This window comes from Sphingomonas sanguinis NBRC 13937 (assembly GCF_001591005.1).
In the GTDB taxonomy this organism is placed as follows: domain Bacteria; phylum Pseudomonadota; class Alphaproteobacteria; order Sphingomonadales; family Sphingomonadaceae; genus Sphingomonas; species Sphingomonas sanguinis.
Map to the genome: position 1 here is coordinate 1 of NZ_BCTY01000024.1, position 25,955 is coordinate 25,955.

A 25,955-nucleotide genomic window follows, 5' to 3' on the forward strand; every position below is an offset into this window, starting at 1 on the left:
CGACGCCATCGTCGATACTGGCGGCTTCGCCGCCGGGCTTGTCGGCGGGGCACCGCTCTCCTGCTGCTTGCGCTGCCAGCGACGCAGCATCGTTTGCGTGATCCCCAACTCGGCGCCCACCTCGATCTGTAGCCGACCGCTCGTCTCCCACAGCGCCACCGCCTCGCGCTTGAACTCCTCCGTGAACCGACGCTTCGTCGCACTCGCAATCATACACCTCTTGGCTCCGCAGAGCCTATCATCGGTGTCCGTCAAACCGAGGGAACATCAGGCTTCAGATCCTCGCGGATGCCAGACAGATCCACGAACCGATCTATCGAACGCAATGGATGATCCGCCGGCACGTGCCGCTCCAGGCTGAAGCTGTAGAACAGCGCCTCCTGCGCCACCGTCCGCTCGCCCATCATCGGCTCGTCTCCGCTTACTTCGCGAAGATTGAATCAAACCATCACCACGACTGCAAGCCAGCCATTTTCGATACAATCGGGTCTTACGCGTCGTAACTGGCCACCGACTATCGCGCGATATGCGACGGGCTGCCGCGGCTCATCGCACATTTCTGTCATGTTGACGCGTTAGCATTCAGGTGGGGGTACTCGCGGGGGTGCTTACGGTCCGTCTTAGAAAATTACTCACAATTTCAATTTTTTAAAGTGTGCCGTGGTTGCAAAATCATCCTGCCCCCGCAACCATCACCATACCACAACCGCCCCGGAATATCCCGAGGCGGCTTCTTGCGTTTCTTCCTCCTGGCTTAGACTCGAGGCGCGCGGGCGCTCATCAAGCGCTGGCGGAGCTGAATTCGTCCAACTTAATTTGGTCGGACTCTAAGGGTTTTCTAGCCAACTCTACGCGTATCCAAGTGCGCCATGGCGCGCACCCTCAACCGCTGCGCTTGACCCGCGGGAAAACCGTCGAGCGTTTGACGATGCCATAGGCGAAGCTCGTGTCGATCGCCGCGATTCCGGCAATGGGGTGCAGTTTGGACCCGCTTGATGCCGGGCATGCCACCCGGCTGATGATCCGCCTCAAGCGTGATGTCTTTCCGATGCTCGGCAAGTTGGCACTGTCCGCCATTTTGTCAGGCGAGATGTATTTCTGCCCTGGTGTCTGTCACTGCCAAACAACTGGAAAAGTCTCGAAACCTCGAACCCGGGACGGCTTGTTCGGTCCCTATATATGGATCATTATTCCACATAGCGACTCATAAGATGTCGGGCAGGGTGGAGGGATGTATGCGGAAGTGGCTGATCAAGCACGGGTGCACTGCGGCGTTTTCGCTTATTGGAACGACGGCGATGCCCGTCATGGCGCAGCGGCAGATTGAGGCGTTGGACCGGGGACTGGTGGTGGTCCCGGCCAATGGCGGCGGTAATCTGGTCAGCTGGCGGATCACCGCCAACGATGCGGCGAACACCGGGTTCAACGTCTATCGCGGTTCGACCTTGCTCAATTCCAGCCCGATCACCGACCGCAGTAACTTCGTCGACACGGCCGGATCGTCGAGCTCCATCTATACCGTCAGGACGGTCGTGAACGGTGGGGTGGGCGCAGCGACACCGGCCGCATCAGTTTGGAGCGCGGGCTATCTCTCGGTCCCGATCCAACAACCGACGGGCGGGACGAGCGGCAATTCGGATTACACCTATGCCGCGAACGATGCGAGCGTCGGCGATCTCGATGGCGACGGCCAGTATGAGATCGTGCTGAAATGGGAACCGACCAACGCCAAGGACAATTCGCAGAGCGGCTATACCGGCCCGGTCATCATCGATGCCTATAAGCTGAATGGCACGCGGCTATGGCGGATCAATCTGGGCCGAAATATCCGCGCCGGGGCCCATTATACCCAGTTCATGGTGTTCGACTTCGACGGGGACGGCAAGGCGGAGGTCATGATGAAGACCACCGATGGCGTACGCGATGGACAGGGGGCCGTTATTGGCAGCGCGTCGGCCGATTATCGCAACAGTAATGGCTATGTTCTGTCCGGTCCCGAATATTTGACCGTCTTCAACGGGCAGACCGGTGGCGCGATGGCGACGATCAACTATAACCCGCCGCGCCACCCTGATACCCAGTCGCCCACCTCGGCCCAGCTGAACCAAGTCTGGGGAGATGGCTATGGCAACCGCGTCGATCGTTTCCTGGGCGCCGTCGCCTATCTGGACGGGCAGCGGCCGACGGCGGTGTTTGCGCGTGGCTATTACACCCGCACCACGCTTTGGGCGGTCGACTGGCGGGGTGGCAAGCTGACTCAGCGCTGGTTCTTCGACAGCGACACGGCGGGTAGCCAGTATCGTGGGCAGGGCAATCACAATCTGTCGATCGCCGATGTCGATGGCGATGGCCGTGACGAGATTATCTATGGCGCGATGGCGCTGGACGACAACGGCACCGCATTGTGGACCAGCAATCTCGGTCATGGCGACGCGATGCACGTCTCCGACCTTATCCCGTCGCGTCCAGGACTCGAGCGTTTCGGCGTTCATGAGCAGGTCGGGTCGAACGGTGGGATCGGGTCGGCGATGTTGGATGCGCGGACCGGGGAGCGGATCTGGACGACCAGCGCGAATTCCGACACGGGGCGCGGCTTGGCGATGGATATCGATCCGCGCCATGCCGGAGCAGAGGCTTGGGCGTCGAACAACAATAATCTCTACAGCGCAACCGGCAGTGTGATCGGCACCAAGCCGCCATCGGCCAATTTCGGCATCTGGTGGGATGGTGATCTGCTCCGCGAATTGCTCGATCGCGGCAATATCGACAAGTGGAACTGGATCGCCGCGACCACTACGCGGCTGCTGACCCCATCGGGCACGACCAGCATCAACGGCACCAAGGCCAATCCGTTGCTGTCCGCCGATATCCTGGGCGACTGGCGCGAGGAACTGATCCTGCCGACGAGCGACAACAGCTCGCTGCGTATCTACGCCACACCCTATCCCACCAGCTATCGGCTGAAGACGCTGATGCACGATCCGGTCTATCGGCTGGGCGTTGCGTGGCAGAACACGTCGTACAACCAGCCGCCGCATACCAGCTACTTCCTGGGCGACGGCGCAGACTTGTCAGGCCGGTGAGAATGGCGGCGGTGCGGCGTTATGCAGGGTCGCTCTTCATGGCGGCCCTGATCCTCGCGGCCATCCTCTGGTTCGTAACGAGGAATGGGGATCGTCCGGCAACTGATGCCATCGAGACGGTGACGGTGCGCAGCGTCCCGTCCGCGCCCCGCCCTGCGGGACCGGCTCCCGCCGCCAAGCCCCTGCTTGAGCCCCCGACGGCACCATCGTTGCCCGGCGCCGTTCCGGCCACTTCGGACAGCTTCGTCGGTGAGTGGAGGACCGCGCGGGGTGAGCGGTTACATGTCACAACCGCTGGAAATGATCGCTACAGCGTGACGCTGAACGACGAGCGTTATGACGGCATCCTGAAAGACGGGCATTTGCATTTCACGCGCGGCATTGACGGCGACTGGCTCCAGATGATGGAGAATGAACCCTGTCTGATGCTGGGGAGTGGAACACGCTTCTGTCGGTTGGGGCGCTGATCGGTCATCGCTTGCCAAATGGTGGGGCAGGGCGCTGGACTATCAGTATGGCTTTGACGCCTCTTACCGTCTCCCATATGGTGGATAATAATTCCATTATACGGAGAGGATGGCGATGATCGGCTGGAGCCGCAGGGCATTCCTGATGTCGAGTTCGGCCGCTTTGGTCATGCCCCTGCGGAACGCGGCCGCAGCCCCACTGGCGGAGGCGCGGCGCGATGCGGCCGGATCGACCGGAACGGCGACTTGGCTTGATGGCGCTCCGCCAGAGCAGCATGAGGGCATGACCTGGGGGCAGCCCTGGCCTCGCGGTACGGCCATTGCGCGTGATTATCGACTGGCGTCGGGTGACGCTCTTCAGAGCTGGCCGCTGGCGTGGTGGCCGGACGGATCGATCAAATGGACCGGCCACGCGGTGCCGGCCGATGCGGCGCGGGCCGATGGACTGCGGATCGAGCCGGGGCGGGGGCGGCCATCGGCCAGCACGGTGCAGATCCGCGAAACATCCGATGCGCTGACCGTCATCGTCGGCGACACCATTTGGACGGTCGGGCGGCAAGGGGCGGCGATTATCCGTCAGGCAACGACGGGCGGGACCGTCGTGATGCGGAACGTCGCACTGACCGCCACGGCTCTCGACCGTTCGGAGGATGACGGTGAAGACCCGGCCCGGTTGCTCCGCTATGCAGGCCGGATCGATCGTGCGGTGGTCGAACAAAGCGGGCCGATCCGCGCCGTGATCCGCGTCGAGGGCCAGCACGAAGGGGGGGGCGAGCAATGGCTGCCCTTTTCGCTCCGCCTCTATTTCCATGCCGGGGCGGCATCGGTGCGGATCGTCCACAGCCTGATCTTCGACGGCGATCCCGCACGTCGGTTTATCCGGGGGCTGGGCCTGCAAGGCGATGTGCCGATGCGCGATACGCTGGTCGATCGTCATATTCGCTTCGCCGGACAGGATGGCGGATTGTGGGCAGAGGCTGTTCGGCCGTTGACAGGGTTGCGCCGCGATCCCGGCAAGGCTTTTCGCCAGGCGCAGACCGAGGGCCGGGCCGTCCCACCGATCGCGACCATGGCGCCCGCCGTGCGCGACAAGCTCGACTATATTCCGGCCTGGGGCGATTTCCGCCTGCGCCAGCCCAATGCCGACGGCTTTGCGATCACCAAGCGGACCGGGGCGGGGCATGGCTGGATCGACGTGGATGGCGGCGCACGGGCGGCTGGTCTGGGCTATATCGGTGGGGCGGGGGGCGGCGTCGCCTTTGCCATGCATGATTTCTGGCAGCGCTGTCCGGTGGGGTTGGACGTGACGGGGGCGGCGGGCGACATGGCGCGCTTCTGCCTGTGGTATCATGCGCCCGACGCCCCGGCGATGGACCTGCGCTTCTACCACGACACGATGGGCATGGCCGACTATGCCCATCAGAATCTCGGCCTCGATATTACCTATGAGGATTATGAGCCGGGTTGGGGGGAGGCGACCGGGATCGCCCGGACGACCGAGTTCCGGCTCTGGGCGCTGCCTTCCACCCCGCCGCGCGAGCGATTGGCCCAGATGGCGGCACAAGTTGCCGCATCCCCGCGCATCGTACCCACCAATGCCGCGATCCATGCCGCCGGGGTCTTCGGCATCTGGAACCCGGCCGGTCCTGTCGGGCCGGGACTGCGCGGCATGGTCGAGGCGCGGGCGGCGCGAGAGCTGGATTTCTATATCGGGCAGGTCGATCAGCGGCGCTGGTACGGGTTCTGGAATTATGGCGACGTCATGCACAGCTATGACGACGACCGCCATGTCTGGCGCTACGACATTGGCGGCTTCGCCTGGGACAATAGCGAGCTGTCGACCGATCTCTGGCTCTGGTACGCCTATCTGCGCACCGGCCGTGCCGACGTGTTCCGCATGGCGGAGGCGATGACCCGGCATACGAGCGAAGTCGACGTCTATCACCTCGGCCGCTTCAAGGGATTTGGCACGCGCCACGGCGTGCAGCATTGGGGGGACAGCTCGAAGCAGCCGCGCATCTCCAATGCCGCGTTCAAGCGCATCTTCTATTACATATCCGCCGACGAGCGTTGCGGCGACCTGATGCACGCCCTGGTCGATTGCGACGAAACGCTGCGCCATGTCGAGATCGGTCGTAAGGTCGAGGCGCGCGTGGGCGGTGCCGCGCCGCCCGGCGGAACCGGCGCGGTCGTTGCGGACAAGCCGTTGCCGCCGGGGCAGGTCTTCGTTCAGTTCGGCACCGTCTGGGGACCGCTGGTCGCCGCCTGGATGACCGAGTGGGAGCGCACGCGCGACACACGCTGGCGCGACCGGATCGTGGCCGGGATGCAGTCGCTGGCTGCCTTGCCCAAACAATGGTTCGCGGGCGGGGCGCCCTTCGACCTGGCGTCCGGGCGCTTTATCGGCGGCGGAGACCATGTGAGCATGAGCCATCTGAACGGCGTGTTCGGGGTGTTCGAGACTATGGCCGAGTTGCTCGAATGGGTCGATGTGCCCGCCTATCGCGAAGCCTGGCTCGACTATTGCGCCTTCTACAATGCGCCCGAGGCGGCGTTCCGCGCGAAGACGGGCGAGCCCGGCAAGGGGCGGGGACTGACCCAGGCGCATTCGCGCTACACCGCCTATGCCGCCGTCCAGCGGCACGACCCGGCCCTCGCCCGTCGTGCCTGGGCCGAGTTTACCGGAGCGGGCGATCGTGCCGGACGCGACCAGCGGCGCGGGCCGACGAAGATTCTGCCGCCCGCTGTGCTGAAGCCGGTCGATGAACTGGCCGACGTCTCGACCAACGATGCCGCGCAATGGGGGCTGGCGGCGACCGCCAATCTGGTGCTGCTGACACCCTTGCTGGAGGGGAGCGTGTGATCCATCCCCTGGTCGCACTGGCCGTGGTGGCGACACCTGTGGCGTCGCAAGCCGATGCGTTCCGGGGCAACGACCTATCCCGCTGGCGGATCGAGGCGGAGCCGGGGGCACGGATTTCCGCTCGAAACGGTATCCTCGATATCGATGCCGCGGACGGTGCGACCCTATGGTACGCCCGCGCGCTGACCGGGCCGGTGGCGATCGACTATGAGGTGATGGCGGTAATGGCCGGTGGGCCACATGACGCGGTCAGCGACGTCAATGCCTTCTGGATGGCGCGTGACCCGGCGGTAGCCGGAGGCTCGGTCCTGGCGCGCCCACGCGATGGGCGTTTCGCCAGCTATGATGGGCTGGAGACCTATTATGTCGGGATCGGCGGCAATCGGAACACGACCACCCGCATGCGCCGCTATGTCGGACGGGCAGGGGACCGGCCGCTGCTCCCCCAGCATGACCTGGGAGACAAGACGGCGATGCTGGTACCCAATCGCTGGATGCATATCCGCTTGATCGCGAACGGAAACGAGATTGCGGTCGAGCGCGATGGGCGGCGGTTGTTCACGATGCAGGACGTCGCACCCTATCGCCAGGGTTGGTTCGGCCTGCGCACGACGCGGAGCCATTTGCGGGTGCGGAATATACGGATCACGCCGCTGCCCCGATAAGGCATGGTGGCCGGATCGTCGCCGATCCGGCCATTCCCGCCTTAGAATTTCAGGCTGAGCCCCGCGAAGAAGCGCTGGCCGGGATAGAAGACTTCGGACGTTCCGATATTCTTGATATAGGTGCGGCCGAACCCCTTGTTGATGTTCTGCATTTCCATGAATAGGCTGTAATGCCACTGCGGGAAGCGGAACGTCACCTTGGCGTCGAGATAGCCTTCGCCCTTGCGATAGATGGGCAGGTTGCCGTTGTTCGCATCGGCCACCGTCTGCAACCAGTCGGACCGGAAGTTATAGGCCAGGCGGGCATTCAACCAGCCCTTGTCATAAAAGATGCTGGCATTGTACGTCCATTTCGACAGGCCCGGATAGTCGTTCAGCGGCTGGCCGGTCGCGCTATTGGTCAGGTTGGTGCGCAGTGCACGGGCATAGGTCATGTTGGCGCTGGCGCCGAAACCGTCGAACGGAGCGGGCAGGAAGGTGAAAGCGGTCTGCGCGCTCGCCTCGATCCCGTCGAGCAGTGCGCCGAAGCCGTTTACCGGCTGGCGCACGGTATAGGTTAGGCCGTCCTGGAACAGGTCGACGCCCGAGCGTACGATGTTTTCGATGACAAAGCTGTTCTCATACTTCTTGTAATAGCCCAGGCTGACCAGCGTGTCTTTGTTGGGATACCAAGCTAGGTTCACCTCCCACTGATCGGCGCGGTAAGGTTGCAGCGCCGGGTTGCCTGCGGAACAGGCACTGTCCGCGGCGGCGATGGTCAGATCGTCGAGGCAGTTGATGTTGGGGACGAGATTGGTCGGCTTGGGGCGGGCCATGTTCTTGGCCCAGTTGCCCTGCAGAACGAGGTTGGGCGTGATCGCCAGCTGAAGGTTGAAGGTCGGCAGGATGTCGACGTAGTTATTGTCGAGCGACAGCTGCTGCGCACCGAGCACCACGGTTTCGGGCCGACCCGCCGCGTTCAGGCGGGTCTGGCGACGGACATTGGTTCCGGTTCCGACATCCTTGGTAAAGACATAGCGGACACCGGCATTGCCGGTCAGGCGCATGCCGAACACTTGCTGTTCGAAATTGCCCTGGACGTAGCCCGCCGCGATCGTCTCATTGATCTTCACCTGCGGGATTTGCGGCAAGCCGTTGGCCTGGCGCACCAGCGACTGGTTGAAGCCCGACAGATCATAGAATTGCCCAAGAATCTTCGGATCGAAATTGGCAAAGGCCAAGCGGGTCGGGATGGAGGACGGAATGCCTTGAATGCCCGTGAACATCGGCGCGCCACCGGTCGTCGTACCCAGCGCGCTGATGAGGTTGGCATACTCGTTGCGCGTCAGGAAATAGGTGTTGCCGATCGAGCGCTGCGGCACTGTCGCCGCATCGACGATCTGGGTGTTGTACGACACGTTCGCGCTCGTCTGATAGACGGCGGGCGTCGAACCCGACGCGGGCGTCAGCAAGCGGGAGCCGCCGCCCTGATAGGTGTAATAGTCCGCCCAGCGGAACTGGCCGCCGAAATCGATGCTCCGCAGCGGCCCCAGATCGGTGTCGTAGGTCCCGTCCAGTTTCAGCTGGTTCTCGCTATTGCCCTGATCGCTCGGACGATACTGGACGGTCGGGCCTGCGGCCATGAAGTTTCCGGTCCGCGTGTAGTCGGTATAGATGCCCGGATCGGCGGGGTTGACGTTACTGGGATAGATGAAGACCGGCACGCCCAGGTCGTTGCGGCGGTCGACCTGCATACCGGCGATGCCGGTGCTGAGCGAAATCAGGTTGGTGTTGCCGATCGTACGCGATTCACTGCGCGAGGCAAGCCCCTTCAGTCGCAGGCGGTCGACGTTCCATTCGAAACCGGTGATATAGTAACGCGACTTCTGGTTGTACTGGAAGTCACGGCGCTGAACGCCCAGGATGTTGGACGAGCCGTTATAGTTCGGTGCGGCCGCGCTGCCGATGTTCACCGCGTTGAGCGCCGTCGTATAGCTGGTGACGACATGGTTGGCATCGACGGTCGATGTGCCGTTCTGAATGACCGCCGTGTTCGGAGCCGCCAATTGGTAGCGCTGGATGCGGCCCATATCGAGCGCGTAGTTGACGTCCTGGAGCCGCTGATCGCGGTTGTTCCATTGCACTTCGGCATAGGCGCGGAAGTTGTGCGCAAACTCATACTGCGCCGTGATGTCACCGGACAGGCGCTTGTCGCGGCGCACGAGGTTGCGATAGCGCGGTACGGTCGGAGCCCAGTCATAGAACTGGCTCTCGCACGCGGTACGGCGCGTCGCCGCGCTCTGACTGGCCGACGCGCCGACGCCGGAGCAGCTGGCAAAGCTGTTGAACGCGGAATAATTCGGATCGGCGACCGTCTTTTCGTTCGAACGGTCAAAGTCGGCGATGCGATTCCAGTTGGTGTTGCTGGCGTAATCCTGTCGCGTGGTCACGTCGCTATAGGTGATGTTGGCGAGGACGCCGAGGCCGTCGATCAGGAAATGGGGCGTACCCACCAGCAGGGTTGCACGGGGGCGCCAATCCTTGGTCGTTTCCAGATGCTGGCCGGATAGGTTGACCGTCGCCACCCCCTTTTTCAACTCGAGCGGCTTGCGCGTCTCGATCAGCACGGTGCCGCCCAGGCCGCCCTCGGTCAGCTTGGCCTGATAGCCTTTGTACACATCGATCGACTTGACGAGTTCGGAGGCGAATTCGCGGAAGTCGCCCGCGCGGGCTCCCAGCGCCGAGGACTGGCCGACGCCGTTGATCTCGACGCGGTTGAGATCGGGTTCGACGCCACGGATCGAAATCTGATTGCCTTCGCCGAATTCGCGGCTGAGCTGGACGCCAGTGACGCGGGCCAGGCTGTCGCCGATATTCTTGTCGGGGAAGCTGGCGATATCGTCGGCGACGATCGAGTCGACGACGGTACCCGCATTGCGCTTGCGTGCGATGGCGGATTGCAGCGAGGCGCGTGTGCCGACGACGATGATGTCCCCGGCGCTTGCACCCCCCAGCGGGTCGGAGGACTGGCCGCTTGTTCCGCTATTGTCGTTCTGGCCGTTTGCTTGGGTATTCTGCGCAAAGGCCGGGGTGCCCAGTGCCAGCCCGGCGGCCAGGACGCCCCAGGCCGATGTCCGCAACATGCCGCGCAGGAATGGCCGACCATGGACCTGATGCGATCCGGTGATGGCGACGAAACCGTTCATGGTGTCCTCCCTCTCGCCCCGGTGCCGCCGATGTGTCTCGGCTGACGGTTCTGGGGCCCCCTTACTGTGTAAAATTGTTGTATATGACCACAATGTGGAATGCAATCATATAGATTGGAATTTTCTTCGGGTTCGCTATTCTTGCCTCCGTAGTCGAAATGGCGCGGCAAGCAGCCGGAAAGACGGTGTTTTTGGAGAGGATGGCGGATGAGGAAGCGGACGGGACGGGCGCTACGCGGCGGTATCGCGTCATGGGTTGGGATCGCTGCTGCGATTCCCTTGATGGCGATGCCGCCCGGCGGGAACCGGCAGGTTGAAAGGCTGGATCGGGGCGTCGTCGCTGTTCCGGCCATGGGCGGCGGTGTGCTGGTCAGCTGGCGGTCGCTGGCGGCCGATGCGAAGGGAGTGGGCTTTGACGTCTATCGCGATGGTCGAAAGGTCACGGCGCGTCCCGTCATCGATTCGACCAATTTCCGAGACGCGGCAGGCACGCCGGCCAGTCGTTATGCGGTACGCATGGTCGTACCCGGTGCTGCTGGCGCACTGACCCCCGACGCACCAGTCTGGGCGAAAGGCTATCTGTCCATCCCGCTCGATCCGCCGCCGGGTGGAGTCACTCCTGACGGCCAAGCCTATGGCTATACCGCCAATGATGTGGGGATGGGCGATCTGGATGGTGACGGGCAGCCCGATCTGGTGCTGAAATGGGACCCGACCAACAGCCATGACAACAGCCAGGCAGGCTATACGGGGCCGGTCTATCTCGACGGCTATACGCTGGCAGGCAAGAGACTGTGGCGGATCAATCTGGGTATCAATATCCGGGCTGGTGCGCATTACACCCAGTTCCTGGTGCAGGACTTCGATGGCGACGGTCGCGCCGAGGTCGCGATGAAGACCGCCGACGGCACCATCGATGGTACCGGGCAGGTGATCGGCGATGCCAAGGCCGACTGGCGCGAACATGGCGGAGAGGTGCCGCAGGCCGACAGGACGGGCGCGCATGTGACGGCCGATGGGCGGATGGTCGCTAAGTTGGCCGGTCGTATCCTGACCGGGCCGGAATATCTGACGGTGTTCGACGGGCTGACGGGCCGCGCGCTGGCGACTGCGCCCTATGATCCGCCGCGTGGGCCGCGAAACGATCCGGGCTTTGCGCAGATGGCGAAGCTATGGGGTGATGCCTATGGCAACCGCGTCGACCGGTTCCTGGCCGGGGTTGCCTATCTAGACGGGCGCCATCCCAGCATGATCTTCGGGCGCGGCTATTACGCCCGCACCGCGATTGCCGCCTGGGACTATCGCAACGGCAAGCTGACCGAGCGCTGGTTGTTCGACACCGACCAGCCGGGCAATCAGGACTATGTCGATCGCGGCAATCACCAGTTGAGCATTGCCGATGTGAACGGCGATGATCGGGATGAAGTGATCTATGGCTCAATGGCGGTCAGCGCCGATGGTAAGGGGCTATGGACGCAGCCGCTCTACCATGGCGACACGATGCACGTCGGAGACCTCGATCCGTCGCGCCCGGGGTTGGAGAAGTTCGGTGTGCATGAGCAGATATCGAAGAATGGCGGGGTCGGATCGGCGCTGCTCGACGCGCGGACCGGCGAAATCCTGTGGACTAAGCCCGCCAAGACGGACACGGGCCGCGGCCTCAGCGCCGATATCGACCCGCGTCATGTCGGCGAGGAAATGTGGGGCGCGAACCAGCCCGATCTCTACGACGTGCACGGCAAGGCGATCGGACCGCATCCCAAGGCGACCAACTTCGCCATCTGGTGGGACGGCGATCTGCTTCGCGAACTGCTCGACGGCACGACCATCTCCAAATGGAACTGGAAGACTGGCAAGGCCGAGCCGCTGCTGGTCGCGCAAGGCGCGGCGTCGAACAACGGGACCAAGGCGACGCCAGCGCTGCAAGCCGACCTGATGGGCGACTGGCGCGAAGAGGTGGTGTGGCGGAGCGCCGACAATCGCGAGCTGCGCATCTATACGACGCCGTGGCCGACGACGCATCGGATCACAACGCTGTTGCAGGACCCGGTCTATCGCGCGGGAATTGCGTGGCAGAACACGGCCTATAACCAGCCGCCGCATACGGGCTTCTACCTAGGCATGACCAAGCCGTCCGACACACCGGAGTGAGACGCGAGGCGCAGCCCAGTCAGAGGACTGGGTTGCGTCCCCAGAGCTGATCGTAACGCCAGCCCGACAGGTCCTCGACCACCTCGCGCGTGTGGGGGCTGGCGGGCTCGCGTTCGCCCGCGCGGAGCCGCTCGATCTCGTCCATCAGCACCGCATGGGACGCAGGATCGAGCCGGAAGCGCAGCGACACCCACAGACCGAAGGCGAGCAGCGCCAGCGTGCCCCCGACCATGACGATGACGATCGCATGGACGGTCTGCGCCGACTGGCTGGCGGCACCGGTGACGAAGCCTGAGGCCTGCAGGATTTGGCCGACCAAGATGAGCGCCGCTGCCTGCGACATCTTACGCACGAAGGTCATGACCCCGGCAAAGGCCCCCTCGCGGCGGCGGCCGGTGACGATCTCGTCGACATCGGCCATGTAGTTATAGGTCGCCCAGGGAATATAGTTGAGTGCCCCGCGACCCAGTCCGGCAAACGCCACCGGTAGCACGAAGATCCACCCGCTGGCCCCTTGTCCAGTCCACCACAGGCCAAGGAACAGCAGCACGCCGAGCGCAAAGCTGCCCACCGCAATTCGATAGGCGCGTGCGGGAGAGGCGCGCAGCGCGAAGTTGATGGCCAGCAGCACCGCGACCGTCTGCACGGCATAGGTCAGCCCCGCCAGGTTCGACACCGCCAGCGTCGTGCCGCCCAAGGCGAAGACGACGAAATAGGCGAAGGCCGCATTGAAGATGTCCTGACTAATATAGCCGCCCAGATACATGCCCAGATGCAGTCGGAACGCGCGGATGCGCAGCGTCGAGAAGAGGTTGCGATACAGGTCGCGGATCGCGGCCAGCGGCGTCATCCGCTCCTTCGCCAAGGCCACGGTTTCTGGCGAGCGCCGGCGCTCCCAGCTGAACAGATAGAGCATCGTCGCCGAGAGCATGAACAGCAGGGAAAACAGGATGCCCATGTACAGGTATGTGTCGGGCGAGTCCTTGCCCAGATGCTCGATCAGACGGCCCGGTAGGATGGCGGCGAGAATGGCCGAAATCTGCCCGCACATGATCCGCCAACCGGCGAACTTGGCCTTGGTCCGGTAATCGCTCGCCATCTCGGCGGCCAGCGTCTCGAACGGAATGATCTCGAGCGCATAGACCAGCTCGAATAGGACATAGGTGACGAGGTAGAACCAGAAGCTCTGGCCCGACACCCACATGATCGTAAAGGACGGCAGCAGCGGGATGGCGGCGAGGATGAACGCCCGCCGCCGCCCGAACTTGCGCCCGGCCCAAGTGTTGCCGAACCGGTCGGAGATATAGCCGATGGTTGGGCTCGCCACCGCGTCCAGCACGCGGGCGATGCCGAAAATCAGCGTCGCCTGCGCCGCCGACAGGCCGCAAAAGGTGGTGTAGAAGAACAGCACCCAGGTGCTGATGACCGCCATCGACCCGGCGCCGAGGATGTCGTTCGATCCATAGGCGGCGAAATTGTACCAGCGGACCGGACGGGCGGGGGTGATGGCGGCGGTGGACATCAGATGTAGGTCCGCAGGAATTCGCCGAGCGCGCAGATCGCGAGGCTCTGGCCGTACGGCATCGAGGTCAGCGCGATGTCCTTGTAGAACTGCATCGTGTCGCCCATCGCGGTGCCGAAGCTGACCTGCTTCAACTCGCCCTTGTCGTCGATATTGGCAAGAACCGCGCGGATCGCCTTGATGCCGACCGCTTCGTAATGGCGTGGCAGGTATCCCTTCCGTACGGCCTTCAGAATGCCATAGGCGAAACCGGCGGTCGCCGACGCTTCAAGATAGCTGGTCGGATCGACGATCAGCGTGTGCCACAACCCACTCTCGTCCTGATGCTCGGCCAGCGTCTTCACCTGCGCGGCGAGCGTGTCGATCAGGAAGGTGCGGAAGGCATCGCCCGACTCCAGGTCGAGCATCTCGATGATCTCGGGGATCGCGATCGTCACCCAGCAATTGCCGCGCGCCCACAAGGCACCTGCGAAATTGTGGCGCCCGTCGAAGGTCCAGCCGTGATACCAGAGGCCGGTCTGGCGATCGAACAGATATTTGATGTGGATGAGGAACTGGCGCTTGGCCTCCTCGATATAATGCGGTCGATCGAGGATTTGGCCGATGCGGGCCAAGGGCAGAACGCTCATCATCAGCGTGTCGTCCCACATCTCCTGCGGGTTCTCGTCGTTGAAGACGATATGCTGGAAGCCGCCTTCCTCGGTCTTGGGCAGGCCGTCGTCGGCCATCAGCCATTCGGCCCAGATGTCGAGATAGGGGAGGTAGGTCTGGTCGCCGGTCTGCTCGTACAGGTTGGCGAGCGTCAGGAAGGGCGACATGGTGTTGATGTTCTTGGTCGGCGTGCCTGCGGCGAAGCGGTCCTCGAACCATTTCAGCATCACATCCCAGGCGGCCTGATCGCCGGTCTGCTCCCAATAGCGGTACAGGCCGAACAGGCCGATACCGTGGGTCCATTCCCAGTCGTTCCACCCCTTGGTGTCGATGACGCGGCCATCCTCCAGGCGGAGCAGGAACTCGCCGGTCTCGTCCTTGATGTTGACGAGGTTGTCGATCAGCTTGGCGATCTGCGCCGTCACCTCGGCGCGGGGGATGTCGTGATTGAGGGCTGCCACGGGAAAGTCTCTCCGAAGGATCAGGGGGTGGGATAGAGGTCGCGATAGGCGGGCGCGGCCACGTCGGTGACCGCCACGCCACCGCGCACGTGATGGAGGGTGACGAGCTTGACCGGCTCGATCGCGTTGCCGGGCGCGCCGTCGCTGGTGACGGCCAGCGCCAGCGTATTGCGGCCGCGATGGTGCAGGATGCCGTCCGGGATCGGGAACACGCGTTGCGGCCCGACATTGGCGACGAACTGGCCCATATTCCAGCCGTTGACGAAGATCAGCATGCGGTAGCGACCGGGCGAGCGCGGTGTCTTGGGATCGCCGATCTGGAGGCCGATCGTCGCGTCCTCGCCCTTGGGCACGGACAGGTCGAAGACGGTGCGATACCAGCTGGTGCCGGTATAGGGCTTGGCGTCGGCTAGCTTGAGCGACGGCCATGCGCCGTCGGGGAAGCCCGGCAGCGTCCAGCCCATGCGCTCGCCATACAGACCGCCATTGTTGCTCGGGCCTCGCGCGACGTCCTTAAGCTCTTCGCCGCTCGCACGGCCCTGGATTTTCCACGCGATCGGCACGGCAAAGCTGTCGCCGCCCGGCCGCGCGAGCGAGACGGAGATCAGCCCGCGCGGTTCCTTGTGTGCGTCGTCGACGTCGAGGTCCCAGTTGTGACCGTTCACCCGCACCATCGCCGCCAGCACATGCTCGCCGGGGGCCTGTGCCTCCCGGGGCAGGGCGAATTCCGCGACGCCGGTCGTGATCGGCCGGGGCAGGCCACCCGCCAGCTCGTGCTGGCCGACCAACTGGCCGTCGAGGAACAGCTGCAGCATCCCCGCGCCACCCGCGCCGTAATGGATCGTGGCGGTCTGCGCTTGCGGCGAGCCGGTGAAGCGGCCGCGATACCAGACGTCGCCGTCGTGGAAGCCATAGGAGTCCGCGCCGAGATTGGGCTGGCCGGTCGGCGGGCGTATGGTTGCGACGTTGCGCGCCGTGCCCGCCACGGTCCAGCTAGCATCATCGAAATTGGTCCGCGCTTCGGGCGAACCCTCGGCATAGCGCCACGTCGCCGCCATCAGGTCGGGGAGGGCCAGAGCCTGGGGCGCGGGCAGGGGGCGTCTGGCGATCAGGCTGCCGCTGACCGAGTGGGTGACGGGCACCGCCTGTCCGTTCCAGCGGACTGCACGGACCCGGCCCCAGACTTCCAGCGGTGCCGCGGTTTCGGTGTCGCCGGTCAGGTCGAGCGTGTTTCCGCGCACCGTCGCACGGCGCACCAGCGCCGGACCACGCTCCAGCAGCGCCTCCTGTCGGAAGAAGCTCTGCCCCGCCGCAACGTCGCCGATCAGCAGCAAGAGCGGTGCGCGACCGCCCCCCTCGATCCGCACGCGGGCGAGGCCGTTGTGCGTGTAGGTCAGGCGCAGGTCGCCCTTCGCGGCGTCGAACGCATTCACGACCTCGCCTTCAACCACCGTGACCTTGGGCGCGCTCGTGTAGCGCAGCACGGTCTCACCGGATTCGCCCGCCCGGCCGTAGAACAGCGCGACATCCTCCGCGCCGTGGCGGATCGTCGTCTGCAATTCGGAGGTAGAATAGACCAGCCGCTGCCGTTCGAGATTGACGCCCGCCACCAGCAGCTTTGCATCGCGCCCGTGCAGTTCGTTGGCGAAGCTGTAGCGCCCGTCGGGCAGGTCCGCAGTGATGGTGAAGCGCGCATCGCCGGTCGCGTTGGACGGCTTGGGCGCGACGAACAGCAGACGCGCGTCGGTGTCGGGGTTGCGGTCATGATAGACCTGCACCGCATCGCTGCCGGTGATCGTGACCGGTGGCGCCTTCTCCAGCCGCGCGAGATCGGGCACCGCTTGCAGGAACTGGCCGATCTGCTTCAGCTCCAGTGCCTTGGGCCGCAGGTTGCGCGCCTCGTCGATCGCCGACCCGTAATCGTAAGAGGTATAGACCACCGGCGCGGGCAGCCAGCCCCAGCTCGTGCCGCCATAGCCCATGTAGATGCTCTGGATCGCGATACCGTTGGCGATGTTGGTGCCGTAGAACACGCGCTGGTATCCGCTGCCGCGCTGGATTGCGTTGCACGGATACATGCCGTTCGATCCCCAATAATCGAACCAGCCGCCACCGAACTCCGCGATGAAGCCGGGGGTCTTCGGCGAGGCGCTGGCGCCGCCCCTCGCGCCGCCGGGGCCGTAAAGGCCCCAGTCGGGGGCGGGGGCGCCCCTGGTCGGCTTGTTGTCGACGCCGCACACGCCGCCGGGATAGCCGTCGAACGCGTAGAGCTCCTGTGGCCCCGGCACGGTCAGCAGCACGTCGGAGCTCTTGGGCACCCAATAACCGTTGCGGCCCTGGTCGTTGTGGAACATCGGCACGGTGATCCCGTCGGCGCGGGCCTTGTCGTACAGATGCTGCATGTAGCGGCCCTGGGCGGGGGTGGTCAGCGCCAATTCGTTCTCGATCTGGTGGAGGATGACGCTGCCGCCTCGGCCCAGCTGATGACGCGCGATAATCGGGTTGATCCGGTCGAGCCATTCGTCGACCGCTGCGAGATATTCGGGATCGTCGGTGCGCGCCTTGCCCGGCTGATTGACCAACCAGCCCGGAAAGCCACCGCGCGACAGCTCGGCATTCACATAGGGCCCGGCGCGGGTGATGACATAGAGCCCTTCCTCCTGCGCCATGGTCAGCACGCGCTCAACGTCGCGGATGCCGGTGAAGTCGTAGACGCCTTTCTTCGGGCTGTGAAAACCCCAGTCGATATAGATGGCGACGGTGTTGAAGCCGCTGGCCTTCATCTTCTGCAGGATGTCGCGCCACAGATCGGGCGAGGGCAGGCGGAAGGGGTGGAATTCGCTCGACCAGATCAGCGTCGGATTGCCGTCGATGCGTAGCGAGCGGCTGTCGAAGGTGACGCGCGGCACCTCGGTCGGCGGCGCGACCTGGGGCGCGGCGGCACCGGCCAGCAGCAGGGCGGCAGCCAGGCTCATGCGAAGTGGAACATCGGCGTCAGTGGTGCTTCGACCGGGCGGTTGCCCGGCTGCACCTCCATCAGGTCGGCCATGTAATCCCACCACCGCTGCATGACCGGCTTGCCGGGAAGCTCATCTCGCTTGTCTTCGGGGTGCAAGCGTAGGACGGCAAAGAGTGCGTTCGTCTCTTCGTCGAGGAATATGGAATAATCGTGGATTCCCGCCTCGCGCATTGCGTCGGCAAGGTCGGGCCAGATCGCGTCGTGGCGGCGGCGATATTCCTCCGCCATGCCGGGCTTCAGCATCATGCGGAATGCGATCGGCTGGCTCATGCATCGTCTCCAGGAATATTGAGGCCGTGGCGGTGGGCGAAGGTCGCGAAGCGCGCGAGCCACGGGTGGGGCTTGCCGTCGGGGCCGATCAGGCGGGGGCCATGACCGCCGGTTTCGACGATATGGAGTTCCGCGGGACGGGGCAGCGCGTGGACCGCCTGGAACATGGCAATGCTGTTGGCGACCGGCACGACGGGGTCGTCGGCGGCATGGCCGAGAAAAGTCGGCGGCATGTCGGCGGGCAGGTTCAGCTCGGCGGAATAGCGCGCGGTCGTCGTGGCGTCGGGGGTTTTGCCGAGCAGTTCGTGTTTCGACTGACCATGGGCGAAGCTCTCGGTCATCGTGATGGCCGGGAAGAGCAGGCCGACGGCCTTTATCGTTGTCGGCTGGCTGTCCGCCGTGTCGACCGGACTATACGTCTCAAGCGCCGACCGGGACGCTAGCCGCGCCGCGAGATGTCCACCGGCCGAAAAGCCCATCGCCGCGATGTTGGTCGGATCGATGCCCCATTCCCGCGCGCGCGAACGGATGACGCGCAGCGCGCGCTGGGCGTCCTGCAAGGGCGCATCGGGGCCAGCCGCCCATCCGTCATGCGGCAGGCGGTAGAGCAGGTCGAAGGCGGTGACGCCCTGCGCCGCAAACCAGCGCGCGACCGGCGACGGCGCGCGCCCGACCGCAACGCGAGCATACCCACCGCCGGGGATCAGCAGTACCGCCGCGCCGGTCGGCTTCGTCGCGGGGCAGACGGTCAACATCGGCGTCGCGACATGTGGCCAGGCGATATTGTCAGCCGGCCCATTGGGTGAGCGCAGCACGAAATCGTCCACCACCGGCGGACCAGGCATACCCGGCGGCGTGGCGGGCCAGATCGGAAAGCGGCTGGCGGCGGAGGCCGCGATGGCCACGCGCGGCGTTGCGGCGAGCGACAGGCCAGCGGCGATCAAGGTGCGTCGGTCGAGCGTCATGGTCAGTTCCCTGCCGGTCGTTCGCTGCTGGTCGTCATGCTCGCCGCAAGGCGAAAGCTCTCCGGTACGGGCGGCTGGCCGGGGTCGAAAGGAGGCAAGTCTCGCCGCACGAAGCGGGCGAGCAAGGGCATGGCCCGCATCCGTTCGGCAATGTCGCGGGCCAGCACCCATGCGCCGTAATTGTCGTGATGCGTCGCGTCGCGTCCGCCATCGTTAAAGGCGAGTGGCGCACGTGCCGGTCCCAGCGCCTCGTAGAAACGGATCGAATCGGCGTTCAGGTCGATCACCGGCACATGTTCTTCGGCGCCGACCGCGCGGACGGCGGCGGGATAGTCGCCCAACGTCTGCTTGATATGACCATCGACCGTCCATTGGCGCCGTTCGGGCGAGGTAATCAGGATTGGCGTCACGCCGCGCCGGCGCAGCTCGGCGATATAGGTGCGCAGATAGGTACGATAGGTCGTCGCGGCCTCTACATAGGTCTGCGGCCACTGCATTTTCTGGTCGTTGTGCCCGAACTGGATCATCGCGACATCGCCGGGCTTAGCGCTCGCTAGCACCTTGTCGAGCCGCAGCTCGGTCAGGATGGATTTGAGCGTCTCGCCCGACTCCGCATGGTTGGCGACCGCGACGGTCGGCGACAGGAAGACCGGCAGCATCTGCCCCCAGCTGGCGGCCGGTTCGGCGGGCTGGTCGGTCACGGTGGAATCGCCCAGCAGGAACAGCGTCGGCACTTCGACAGGTGCGATCGTGACGTGGCGCAGGCCCGGCGCAGCACCGAGGATTTCCAGCGTCAGCCGGTCGTCCCAGTTGCGCGACCCCAGTTCGCGTGGCTTCAGCCGCACCGCGCTTCCCCCCGGCGCGTTGGCGGGCGGGGGGCTAAGGGCAGGCGTGCGCACATTCACGATGAAGCGCCGCGTCACGATTTCGCCCGGCCGGATATGCACCGCGTCGAGCATCAGGCGACGGCTTTCGGCCTTGATCGTGGTCTCGGTCGCGCGGTCGGGGTCGCCCAGAGTCACGGTGACCGCATAATTGCCCGGCAGCACCGCGACCGAGAACAGGTGCGGATCACCCTCGAACCCGTGATCGCCGTTGAAGCGATGACCGGCTTGCGCGATCAGGTCGAAATCGCGCGAAGGGGACTGGGCGGATGCGATGCTTGCCACGGTCAGCGCCGCCATGGCGATCAGCTGGCGCATGACGGCCCGCCCGCGGGCGTGGTGCGGGCCAGCGCCGGACGGTCCTTCAGGATATGGCGGGCGATCGGCAGATGCGTCTTCGCTAGTGCGTCCGCGATCAGGTCGGCGATCCGGCGCGCGCCGAGTTCGCTGAAATGCGTATCGTCATCGACCGCCTCGGTATAGCCGGGCAATCCTTCGCCCTTGGCGTAATGGAGATAGTAGATGCGCGAGCCATCCAGGCCGATGCCGTCGATCCAGTGCTCCGACAGGGCCGCGAGGTCGATCAGCGGCACATGTTCCTGCTTCGCCACGCGCCTCGCCGCGTCCGAATAGGTCGGAAAGCTGGGCACGACATGGCCGTCCTTGAACGCGCGCCGCGTGACGGGGGTCAGCAGCACCGGTCTGGCCTTGGCGGCACGGGCGACTGCGATGAAGTGCTTCAGATTGGCTTCATAGTCCGGGATGGGGGTATAGCGTTCGGGTTTGGCCTGGTTCGCGTCGTTATGGCCGAACTGGATAAGCAGCGTGTCGCCCGGCTTCAGGTCCTGGGCGATGGCGTCCAGCCGTCCCTCGGCCATGAAGCTCTTGGTGCTGCGCCCGCCGATCGCGCGATTGACGACCGTGACCTCCGGCCCGACGGCGCAGCGGAGCATCGAGCCCCAGCCGGACAGCGGATATTTATCGGGCCGATAATCCTGAGCGGTCGAGTCGCTGGCGATGAAGATGCGGGCGGGGGGCATCGCGTGAGGGGGCGCCCCTGCGAGCAGCAGCGGCAGAGCGGCGACCAACAGTCCGACAGACGCCCGATGACGCTTCGCCATGCACCCGCTCCCTTGTCATGCCTTGCGAACCTGTCCGGTCCGCTTTCCCGAACTATGCGCATCAATCCCACATAGTGCAAGACAAGTTTGCTATCTGGAATGAATTTAACGGCCTTCTTTCTCCCGCCAGCCCAGGTCGCGGCTGATGGCATGGGCGGTGGCCAACACCTCGCCGGTCAGCGTGGTCATCCGGTCGTCCGACATATATTGCGCCGCGCTCGACACGCTGATCGCCGCAACGATGCGGCCACTGGCGTCGCGGATAGGGGCCGCGACACAGCGTATCTGGTCCTCATTTTCCTCCAAGTCGTAGGCGCAACCCAGACCGACATAGCCGCGCATCCGTTCGAGCCAGATCGCATAATCGGGGGCTTTGGGATCGCCGCCGCGCTCCTCCTCAAACCGCTGGCCCCAGACCCGCACATCGTCGTCGAGCATCAGCGCCTTGCCGAGGCCCGTGGAGGTCATGGGCTGGCGGTCGCCGACCCGGCTCGATATGTCGACCCGGCGGCGGCCCGGAATCTTGTCAAGATACAGCGCCTTGTCGCCGTCGCGCACGCCCAGATGGACGGTATCTTCCGATGCGGCGGCCAGCGCCTCGATATGGTCGCGGCCGATCTGGACCACGTCCGCCTGCTGCTGCGCCAGAAAACCGAGCTCGAGCAGCTTCGGTCCCAGGCGATAGCCCTGACGCGGCGTGAAGATCAGGAAGCGCCGGTCGATGAGTGCGCTCGCCAGCCGGTGCGTCGTGCTGCGCGTCAGGCCCAGCCGCTCGGCCAGTTCGGCCAGTGCGATAGGGCGGTCGGCGACTTCGTCGATCAGGTCGAGACCGCGCAGCAGCGTCTGGCTGCCCGTCGGCCCCTTGGTCTCGCTGGATTCGGCTTTGGCGGTTTTGGCGGGTGCGGGCATCGGAAAGGCTCTCCAATCGCGCCACAGTGTCTGCGTGCGCGTACCATATTGTGGAAGTGTTTGCCCGGACGGGGTGCCGCTGTCGAGAACAAAGCGCGTCGATGCAGCGCTATCACGGCCAGAATGGCGTGTTCTGTGCATTCGTCTGGATCACCCGGTCCAGAATGATCGCCGCGCGCGCGTCCCAGCCATCATGCGACAGCACCAGCCCATCGACTTCCAGTCCGTGGACATGTCGTGCCCATAATCCCCAGGCTGGCAGGGGACCGAACATGCTTGGCTCGGGATACGCGTCGGGACATTCCTCGGGCGTTCGCGCGGCGTCCTCCGCCGTGCCGCCGCCGCGATAATGGAGGCTCAGGCGTGCGAGCGTCACGTCGCAAATCGGGCGGTGCCGCAGTCCGGCAATGATTAGCGGATAAGGATGAGCGATGCCGGTCGCCTGGATGTCGGTCAGGCTTATATCACGCATCGCGCCCACGCCCGTACCTTCCGGCCCGCGTCCGCGATGACCCAGGCGCAGGAAAACCGGGGCGCTGGTCACGTCGGCCATGGACAGCCGTCGCGCAGTCACCCCTTCCATAATGCCGCCATCGACCACTTCCAGCGCCAGCCCCCGGCTGCGGTCGAAGCGGCAATCCTCGATAACGATATCGCGAAAGCCGCCATTGCTCTCAGTGCCGATCTTGATCCGGCCGGTGGGCCCGTCCCGGTCCGGCGCGAGCTGCTGAGTCGTGCCGAACCGCCCGTCCAGCATCGTTCCCCGATCATAGCCTGACACGGTGCAGTCGCGTATGATGATATTCTCGACATCGATCGGGTGGCCCATGGCCAGGCTGCTCTTGATGACGATAGCATCGTCATTGGGCGTGTTGACCCGGCAGCGCGTCACGGTCGCATGACGCACGCCGTCCAGGTCGATCCCGTCGCGTTCGCTGTCGATACGCAATTGATCGAGCGATACATGCGTGCAGCCGGTCAGCAGAACGGCGATATGCCCGCCGCGATCGATGGTCAGTTCCTCGATTGTAACGCCATGGCAGTCGCGCAGTGCGATCGCCTTGTTGCCGTGGCCGTGCATCGCCTCGAACCCCGGTTCCAGCGCGGCAATCGCGGCAGCGCTCATGCCCTGCATCGACAGTGGCCGTTCGCCGAGCTGGGCCCGCCAGCGCGATCCGGGGCCGTTGCGGGTCAGCCCTGTTCCCTCGATCCGGCCCGGCCCGGCAATGGCGATGTCGTGCAGCCCGTCGCCCCAAATCAGGCTGTTATGCCAATGGCTGTGCCCGAAATCCTGATAGAGCTGGTCTCCGCGCGGTTCGGGATCGTCATAGCATCCGGCGTGCCGCGCCGGATCGGCTGCCTCGATCACCGCGCCCTCGGCCAACCACAACGCCACGCCGCTCGCCAGTTGGATCGAGAAGCAGAGATAGCGCCCGGCGGGCAGCGTCACCGTCCCGCCGCCGGTGCTCCCGACATGGGCAATGGCGCGGTTGATCGCGTGGTGGTCGAGCGTTTGCCCGTCGCCGCGCGCCCCGGCTTGCACCACGTCCACCGATTGCCGGGCATGGACCGGCGCGGCGAAGCGCATGGTCAGGGCCGGGCCTTCGCGATCTCGACGGCGTAGACCTGTTGCCCGCCCTGCATGTTGGAACGGAAGACCAGCCATTTGCCGTCCGGCGTGAAGTTCGCGTTGGGTTCCAGCCGGTAATCCTGGCGCTGCATATTGACGAGCTTTTCCGCCTTGAAAACGCCGGGCTGGATCAGCGCATCGGCATCGGGCGCACGGATGCCCGCGACATCGGGAATGGGGCGCGGGCGGAACAGATAGAGCCATTTGCCGTCGGACGAGTGGGCGACCATTTCGCGGTCGCCGCCATCGCCCGAGAAGAGCTTGCCGTCCGGCGAACTGTTGAAATGCACCGACCACTCGTTGCGGTTCAGGTGGTATTGCGTGCGCTTGCCGGTTGCGACGTCATAGCCCGCGACCCAGAAATCCTCGCCGCGCGGGGTTTGCAGATCATACCAGACGGTCCGCCCGTCATGGGAGAACCACTCATGCCCGGCGATCTCCATGTTCATGGTGCGGGTGTGGATTTTCCGCGGCATGTCGTTGGACCGGTCGATCCGCATCAGCCAGAGCCGGTCGACCTTGTGCCATGGCCCCTCGTGACAGAACATCAACAGGCCCGGATCGGTCGGCGAGAATTGCAGGTGGTTCAGCCAGTCGGTCGCGCGGTGAACGATGCGCTTTTGCCCGGTGCGCGTGTCGATGACGAACATCGCCATCGGCACCCGCGCCTCCAGCCGCTCGTTCATCCGCACTTCCTTCGCCTCGGCATAGGTCAGCGGTTTCCCATCCGGGCCTGTGGCGCGATAATCGGCTTGGTCGTAGCGGGCGTCCTTTTTGGCAAAGAGCGCGAGCGTGTCGGACGAGGCATTGGGATCGGTTTCGACACCGCCCAGCAGCGTTTCGTCGGCATTGATCGTCTGGATGTCGCCATGGTCGATGGCGGCCACCTTGCGAACTTTGCCGCTGTCGATATCGGCCGCCCATATGGTCTTCGCTCCCTGACCGTCGGCGGCTTGCGTTTGGTAATAGGCGGTCCGCGTCCGATGCCCGGTGAAGAGCAGGCGGAAGGGCCCCGTGATCGGCACCACCGTCTTCAGCGCGCGGGTCTTCAGGTCGACCGACGCGATTCCCTTGGGCGTCGAGATCAGCAGCTTATCCCCCTGCGGCGTATAGCCGTTATAGTTGAAATAGAGGCTGGCGCTGCCCGGCTCGTCCGACAGCCGGACGATGCGGTGGCCGGTATCGGGATCAATCCACTCGCGCCGTGCGGCCGTGTCCGCCGCGTGCGCGACGGACGGAGCGGTGAGCGCCAGCAGCAGGGCAGCGCAGAGCCTCATTGCAGGTTCACGAACGCGCCGCCATCGACCAGCAGCGCCGCGCCGGTGACGTAGCGCGCCATGTCGGAGGCGAGGAAGACGGCAGGCCCCGCCATATCCTCCGGCACGCCCAGCCGCCCGAGCGGCACGCGGCCCTCCATATATTTGCGCTTGGCCTCGTCGGCGAGATCGTCCTTGTTGATCTCGGTCAGGATGGTGCCGGGCAGCAGCGAGTTGCAGCGGATGCCGTGACGCCCCAGCGCGATGGCGGCCGACTGCATCAGCGAATGCAGCCCCGCCTTGGTCGGGGTGTAATGCGTCTGATACTCGCCGCCGACCAGCGCCGAAATGGAGGAGACCGCGATGATCGATCCGCCATGGCCCTGCTTGACCATCTGCCGTGCCGCCGCCTGGCACATATAAAAGCCGCCATGCAGGTTGACCCGCATCGTCCGCTCGAACGTTTCGACGGGCATGTCGAGGAAGCTGTGGAAGGGGCAGATTCCCGCATTCGACACCATCACATCGACCTTGCCGAACGCCTCGACCGCGCGCGCGATGAAATCGGTCGCGGTGGCCGGGTCGGCGACGTCGCCCCGGATCGCGATCGCTCGGCGACCATGCACCTCGATTCCGGCGATGCACTGCTCTGCACCCGCCGAATCACGGGCATAGTTGATCGCGACGTCCGCGCCATGTTCGGCCGCCCCGATGGCGATCGCGCGACCAATGCCCGTCGAGGCGCCGGTGACGACCACGGTTTTTCCTTCCAGTAGCTTCACGGCCTTGCTCCTCATCCTGTCCGTCTGCTCACTTCGCCGATCGGTTTTTGCAAAACAACCAATTGACCTTC

At 64.7% G+C, this 25,955-nt stretch carries 19 protein-coding genes and 1 pseudogene; 6 read left to right on the forward strand and 14 right to left on the reverse strand.

Translation table 11 applies throughout. The annotated features are described in order from the left end of the window. Positions 1–213, reverse strand: a 213-nt coding sequence (locus SSA01S_RS11070; protein WP_156477757.1) for a transposase, incomplete at its 3' end; no start/stop codon positions are given. Positions 214–269: 56 nt separating this feature from the next. After that, positions 270–407, reverse strand: a pseudogene (locus SSA01S_RS19520) (IS5/IS1182 family transposase); the annotation flags it as partial. A gap of 539 nt (positions 408–946) precedes the next feature. On the opposite strand from SSA01S_RS19520, the gene SSA01S_RS19135 reads away from it, so the two are divergent. The 5 genes from SSA01S_RS19135 to SSA01S_RS11090 all read left to right on the forward strand — a co-directional run bounded on the left by SSA01S_RS19135 (position 947) and on the right by SSA01S_RS11090 (position 7,078). Continuing rightward, positions 947–1,210 carry a hypothetical protein gene (locus tag SSA01S_RS19135; protein ID WP_156477758.1) on the forward strand — a complete coding sequence of 88 codons (264 nt, stop codon included), beginning with the start codon at positions 947–949 and terminating at the stop codon, positions 1,208–1,210. A 25-nt stretch (positions 1,211–1,235) separates the two neighbouring features. Continuing rightward, a complete protein-coding gene (locus SSA01S_RS11075) occupies positions 1,236–3,083 on the forward strand; it encodes a rhamnogalacturonan lyase (protein ID WP_061780412.1) in 1,848 nt (615 codons plus the stop codon). Between the two features lie 38 nt (positions 3,084–3,121). Next, the gene (locus tag SSA01S_RS11080; RefSeq protein ID WP_156477759.1) at positions 3,122–3,550 is read left to right on the forward strand and encodes a hypothetical protein; all 429 of its coding nucleotides are present in this window, start codon (positions 3,122–3,124) and stop codon (positions 3,548–3,550) included. Positions 3,551–3,659: 109 nt separating this feature from the next. After that, positions 3,660–6,413 carry an exo-rhamnogalacturonan lyase family protein gene (locus tag SSA01S_RS11085; RefSeq protein WP_244885664.1) on the forward strand — a complete coding sequence of 918 codons (2,754 nt, stop codon included), beginning with the start codon at positions 3,660–3,662 and terminating at the stop codon, positions 6,411–6,413. Beyond that, positions 6,410–7,078: a DUF6250 domain-containing protein gene (locus tag SSA01S_RS11090; RefSeq protein WP_061780414.1), complete on the forward strand. Its 669-nt coding sequence runs from the start codon at positions 6,410–6,412 to the stop codon at positions 7,076–7,078. Before SSA01S_RS11085 ends, SSA01S_RS11090 begins: the two co-directional genes overlap by 4 nt. 41 nt (positions 7,079–7,119) lie before the next feature. On the opposite strand, the gene SSA01S_RS11095 is transcribed toward SSA01S_RS11090, so the two are convergent. After that, a complete protein-coding gene (locus tag SSA01S_RS11095) occupies positions 7,120–10,263 on the reverse strand; it encodes a TonB-dependent receptor (protein ID WP_240954718.1) in 3,144 nt (1,047 codons plus the stop codon). A 207-nt stretch (positions 10,264–10,470) separates the two neighbouring features. On the opposite strand from SSA01S_RS11095, the gene SSA01S_RS11100 reads away from it, so the two are divergent. Further along, positions 10,471–12,414, forward strand: coding sequence for a rhamnogalacturonan lyase (locus SSA01S_RS11100; protein WP_082795048.1), 1,944 nt, complete (start codon positions 10,471–10,473; stop codon positions 12,412–12,414). Positions 12,415–12,433: 19 nt separating this feature from the next. Here the strand turns inward: SSA01S_RS11100 and SSA01S_RS11105 are convergent, their stop codons facing one another. From SSA01S_RS11105 to lra1, 11 genes are all read right to left on the reverse strand, one after another. Further along, positions 12,434–13,936 (reverse strand): MFS transporter, encoded by a 1,503-nt coding sequence (locus SSA01S_RS11105; RefSeq protein WP_061780415.1) that lies wholly within the window; start codon positions 13,934–13,936, stop codon positions 12,434–12,436. Then, positions 13,936–15,048: a beta-galactosidase BglB gene (gene bglB / locus SSA01S_RS11110; RefSeq protein ID WP_061780416.1), complete on the reverse strand. Its 1,113-nt coding sequence runs from the start codon at positions 15,046–15,048 to the stop codon at positions 13,936–13,938. The genes SSA01S_RS11105 and bglB overlap by 1 nt, the downstream gene beginning before the upstream one ends. Before the next feature lie 20 nt (positions 15,049–15,068). After that, positions 15,069–18,023 carry a beta-galactosidase gene (locus SSA01S_RS11115; RefSeq protein WP_061780417.1) on the reverse strand — a complete coding sequence of 985 codons (2,955 nt, stop codon included), beginning with the start codon at positions 18,021–18,023 and terminating at the stop codon, positions 15,069–15,071. Further along, on the reverse strand, positions 18,020–18,337 hold the full coding sequence (rhaM, locus tag SSA01S_RS11120; RefSeq protein WP_061780418.1) for an L-rhamnose mutarotase: 318 nt from the start codon (positions 18,335–18,337) through the stop codon (positions 18,020–18,022). The genes SSA01S_RS11115 and rhaM overlap by 4 nt, the downstream gene beginning before the upstream one ends. Then, positions 18,334–19,302 (reverse strand): alpha/beta hydrolase, encoded by a 969-nt coding sequence (locus tag SSA01S_RS11125; protein WP_061780419.1) that lies wholly within the window; start codon positions 19,300–19,302, stop codon positions 18,334–18,336. Before SSA01S_RS11125 ends, rhaM begins: the two co-directional genes overlap by 4 nt. 2 nt (positions 19,303–19,304) lie before the next feature. Continuing rightward, a complete protein-coding gene (locus tag SSA01S_RS11130) occupies positions 19,305–20,504 on the reverse strand; it encodes a rhamnogalacturonan acetylesterase (protein WP_061780420.1) in 1,200 nt (399 codons plus the stop codon). Beyond that, the gene (locus tag SSA01S_RS11135) at positions 20,492–21,307 is read right to left on the reverse strand and encodes a rhamnogalacturonan acetylesterase (protein WP_061780421.1); all 816 of its coding nucleotides are present in this window, start codon (positions 21,305–21,307) and stop codon (positions 20,492–20,494) included. The genes SSA01S_RS11130 and SSA01S_RS11135 overlap by 13 nt, the downstream gene beginning before the upstream one ends. Positions 21,308–21,412: 105 nt before the next feature. Next, the gene (locus tag SSA01S_RS11140) at positions 21,413–22,216 is read right to left on the reverse strand and encodes an IclR family transcriptional regulator (protein ID WP_061780422.1); all 804 of its coding nucleotides are present in this window, start codon (positions 22,214–22,216) and stop codon (positions 21,413–21,415) included. 112 nt (positions 22,217–22,328) lie between these two features. After that, positions 22,329–23,804, reverse strand: coding sequence for a rhamnogalacturonidase (locus SSA01S_RS11145; protein ID WP_061780423.1), 1,476 nt, complete (start codon positions 23,802–23,804; stop codon positions 22,329–22,331). Positions 23,805–23,806: 2 nt separating this feature from the next. Beyond that, complete coding sequence (locus SSA01S_RS11150; RefSeq protein WP_061780424.1) at positions 23,807–25,123, reverse strand: oligogalacturonate lyase family protein; 1,317 nt, start codon at positions 25,121–25,123, stop codon at positions 23,807–23,809. Next, positions 25,120–25,884 carry an L-rhamnose 1-dehydrogenase Lra1 gene (lra1, locus tag SSA01S_RS11155; protein ID WP_061780443.1) on the reverse strand — a complete coding sequence of 255 codons (765 nt, stop codon included), beginning with the start codon at positions 25,882–25,884 and terminating at the stop codon, positions 25,120–25,122. Before lra1 ends, SSA01S_RS11150 begins: the two co-directional genes overlap by 4 nt. Between the last annotated feature and the right edge of the window lie 71 nt (positions 25,885–25,955).

Excerpts from the sequence above, each read along its gene's own strand:
- SSA01S_RS11075 (WP_061780412.1), top strand. The coding sequence starts at position 1,236 with ATGCGGAAGTGGCTGATCAAGCACGGGTGCACTGCGGCGTTTTCGCTT.
- SSA01S_RS11080 (WP_156477759.1), top strand. The coding sequence starts at position 3,122 with ATGGCGGCCCTGATCCTCGCGGCCATCCTCTGGTTCGTAACGAGGAAT.
- SSA01S_RS11085 (WP_244885664.1), top strand. The coding sequence starts at position 3,660 with ATGGCGATGATCGGCTGGAGCCGCAGGGCATTCCTGATGTCGAGTTCG.
- SSA01S_RS11095 (WP_240954718.1), bottom strand. The coding sequence starts at position 10,263 with ATGAACGGTTTCGTCGCCATCACCGGATCGCATCAGGTCCATGGTCGG.
- SSA01S_RS11100 (WP_082795048.1), top strand. The coding sequence starts at position 10,471 with ATGAGGAAGCGGACGGGACGGGCGCTACGCGGCGGTATCGCGTCATGG.
- SSA01S_RS11105 (WP_061780415.1), bottom strand. The coding sequence starts at position 13,936 with ATGTCCACCGCCGCCATCACCCCCGCCCGTCCGGTCCGCTGGTACAAT.
- SSA01S_RS11115 (WP_061780417.1), bottom strand. The coding sequence starts at position 18,023 with ATGAGCCTGGCTGCCGCCCTGCTGCTGGCCGGTGCCGCCGCGCCCCAG.
- rhaM (WP_061780418.1), bottom strand. The coding sequence starts at position 18,337 with ATGAGCCAGCCGATCGCATTCCGCATGATGCTGAAGCCCGGCATGGCG.
- SSA01S_RS11125 (WP_061780419.1), bottom strand. The coding sequence starts at position 19,302 with ATGACGCTCGACCGACGCACCTTGATCGCCGCTGGCCTGTCGCTCGCC.
- SSA01S_RS11130 (WP_061780420.1), bottom strand. The coding sequence starts at position 20,504 with ATGCGCCAGCTGATCGCCATGGCGGCGCTGACCGTGGCAAGCATCGCA.
- SSA01S_RS11135 (WP_061780421.1), bottom strand. The coding sequence starts at position 21,307 with ATGGCGAAGCGTCATCGGGCGTCTGTCGGACTGTTGGTCGCCGCTCTG.
- SSA01S_RS11140 (WP_061780422.1), bottom strand. The coding sequence starts at position 22,216 with ATGCCCGCACCCGCCAAAACCGCCAAAGCCGAATCCAGCGAGACCAAG.
- SSA01S_RS11145 (WP_061780423.1), bottom strand. The coding sequence starts at position 23,804 with ATGCGCTTCGCCGCGCCGGTCCATGCCCGGCAATCGGTGGACGTGGTG.
- SSA01S_RS11150 (WP_061780424.1), bottom strand. The coding sequence starts at position 25,123 with ATGAGGCTCTGCGCTGCCCTGCTGCTGGCGCTCACCGCTCCGTCCGTC.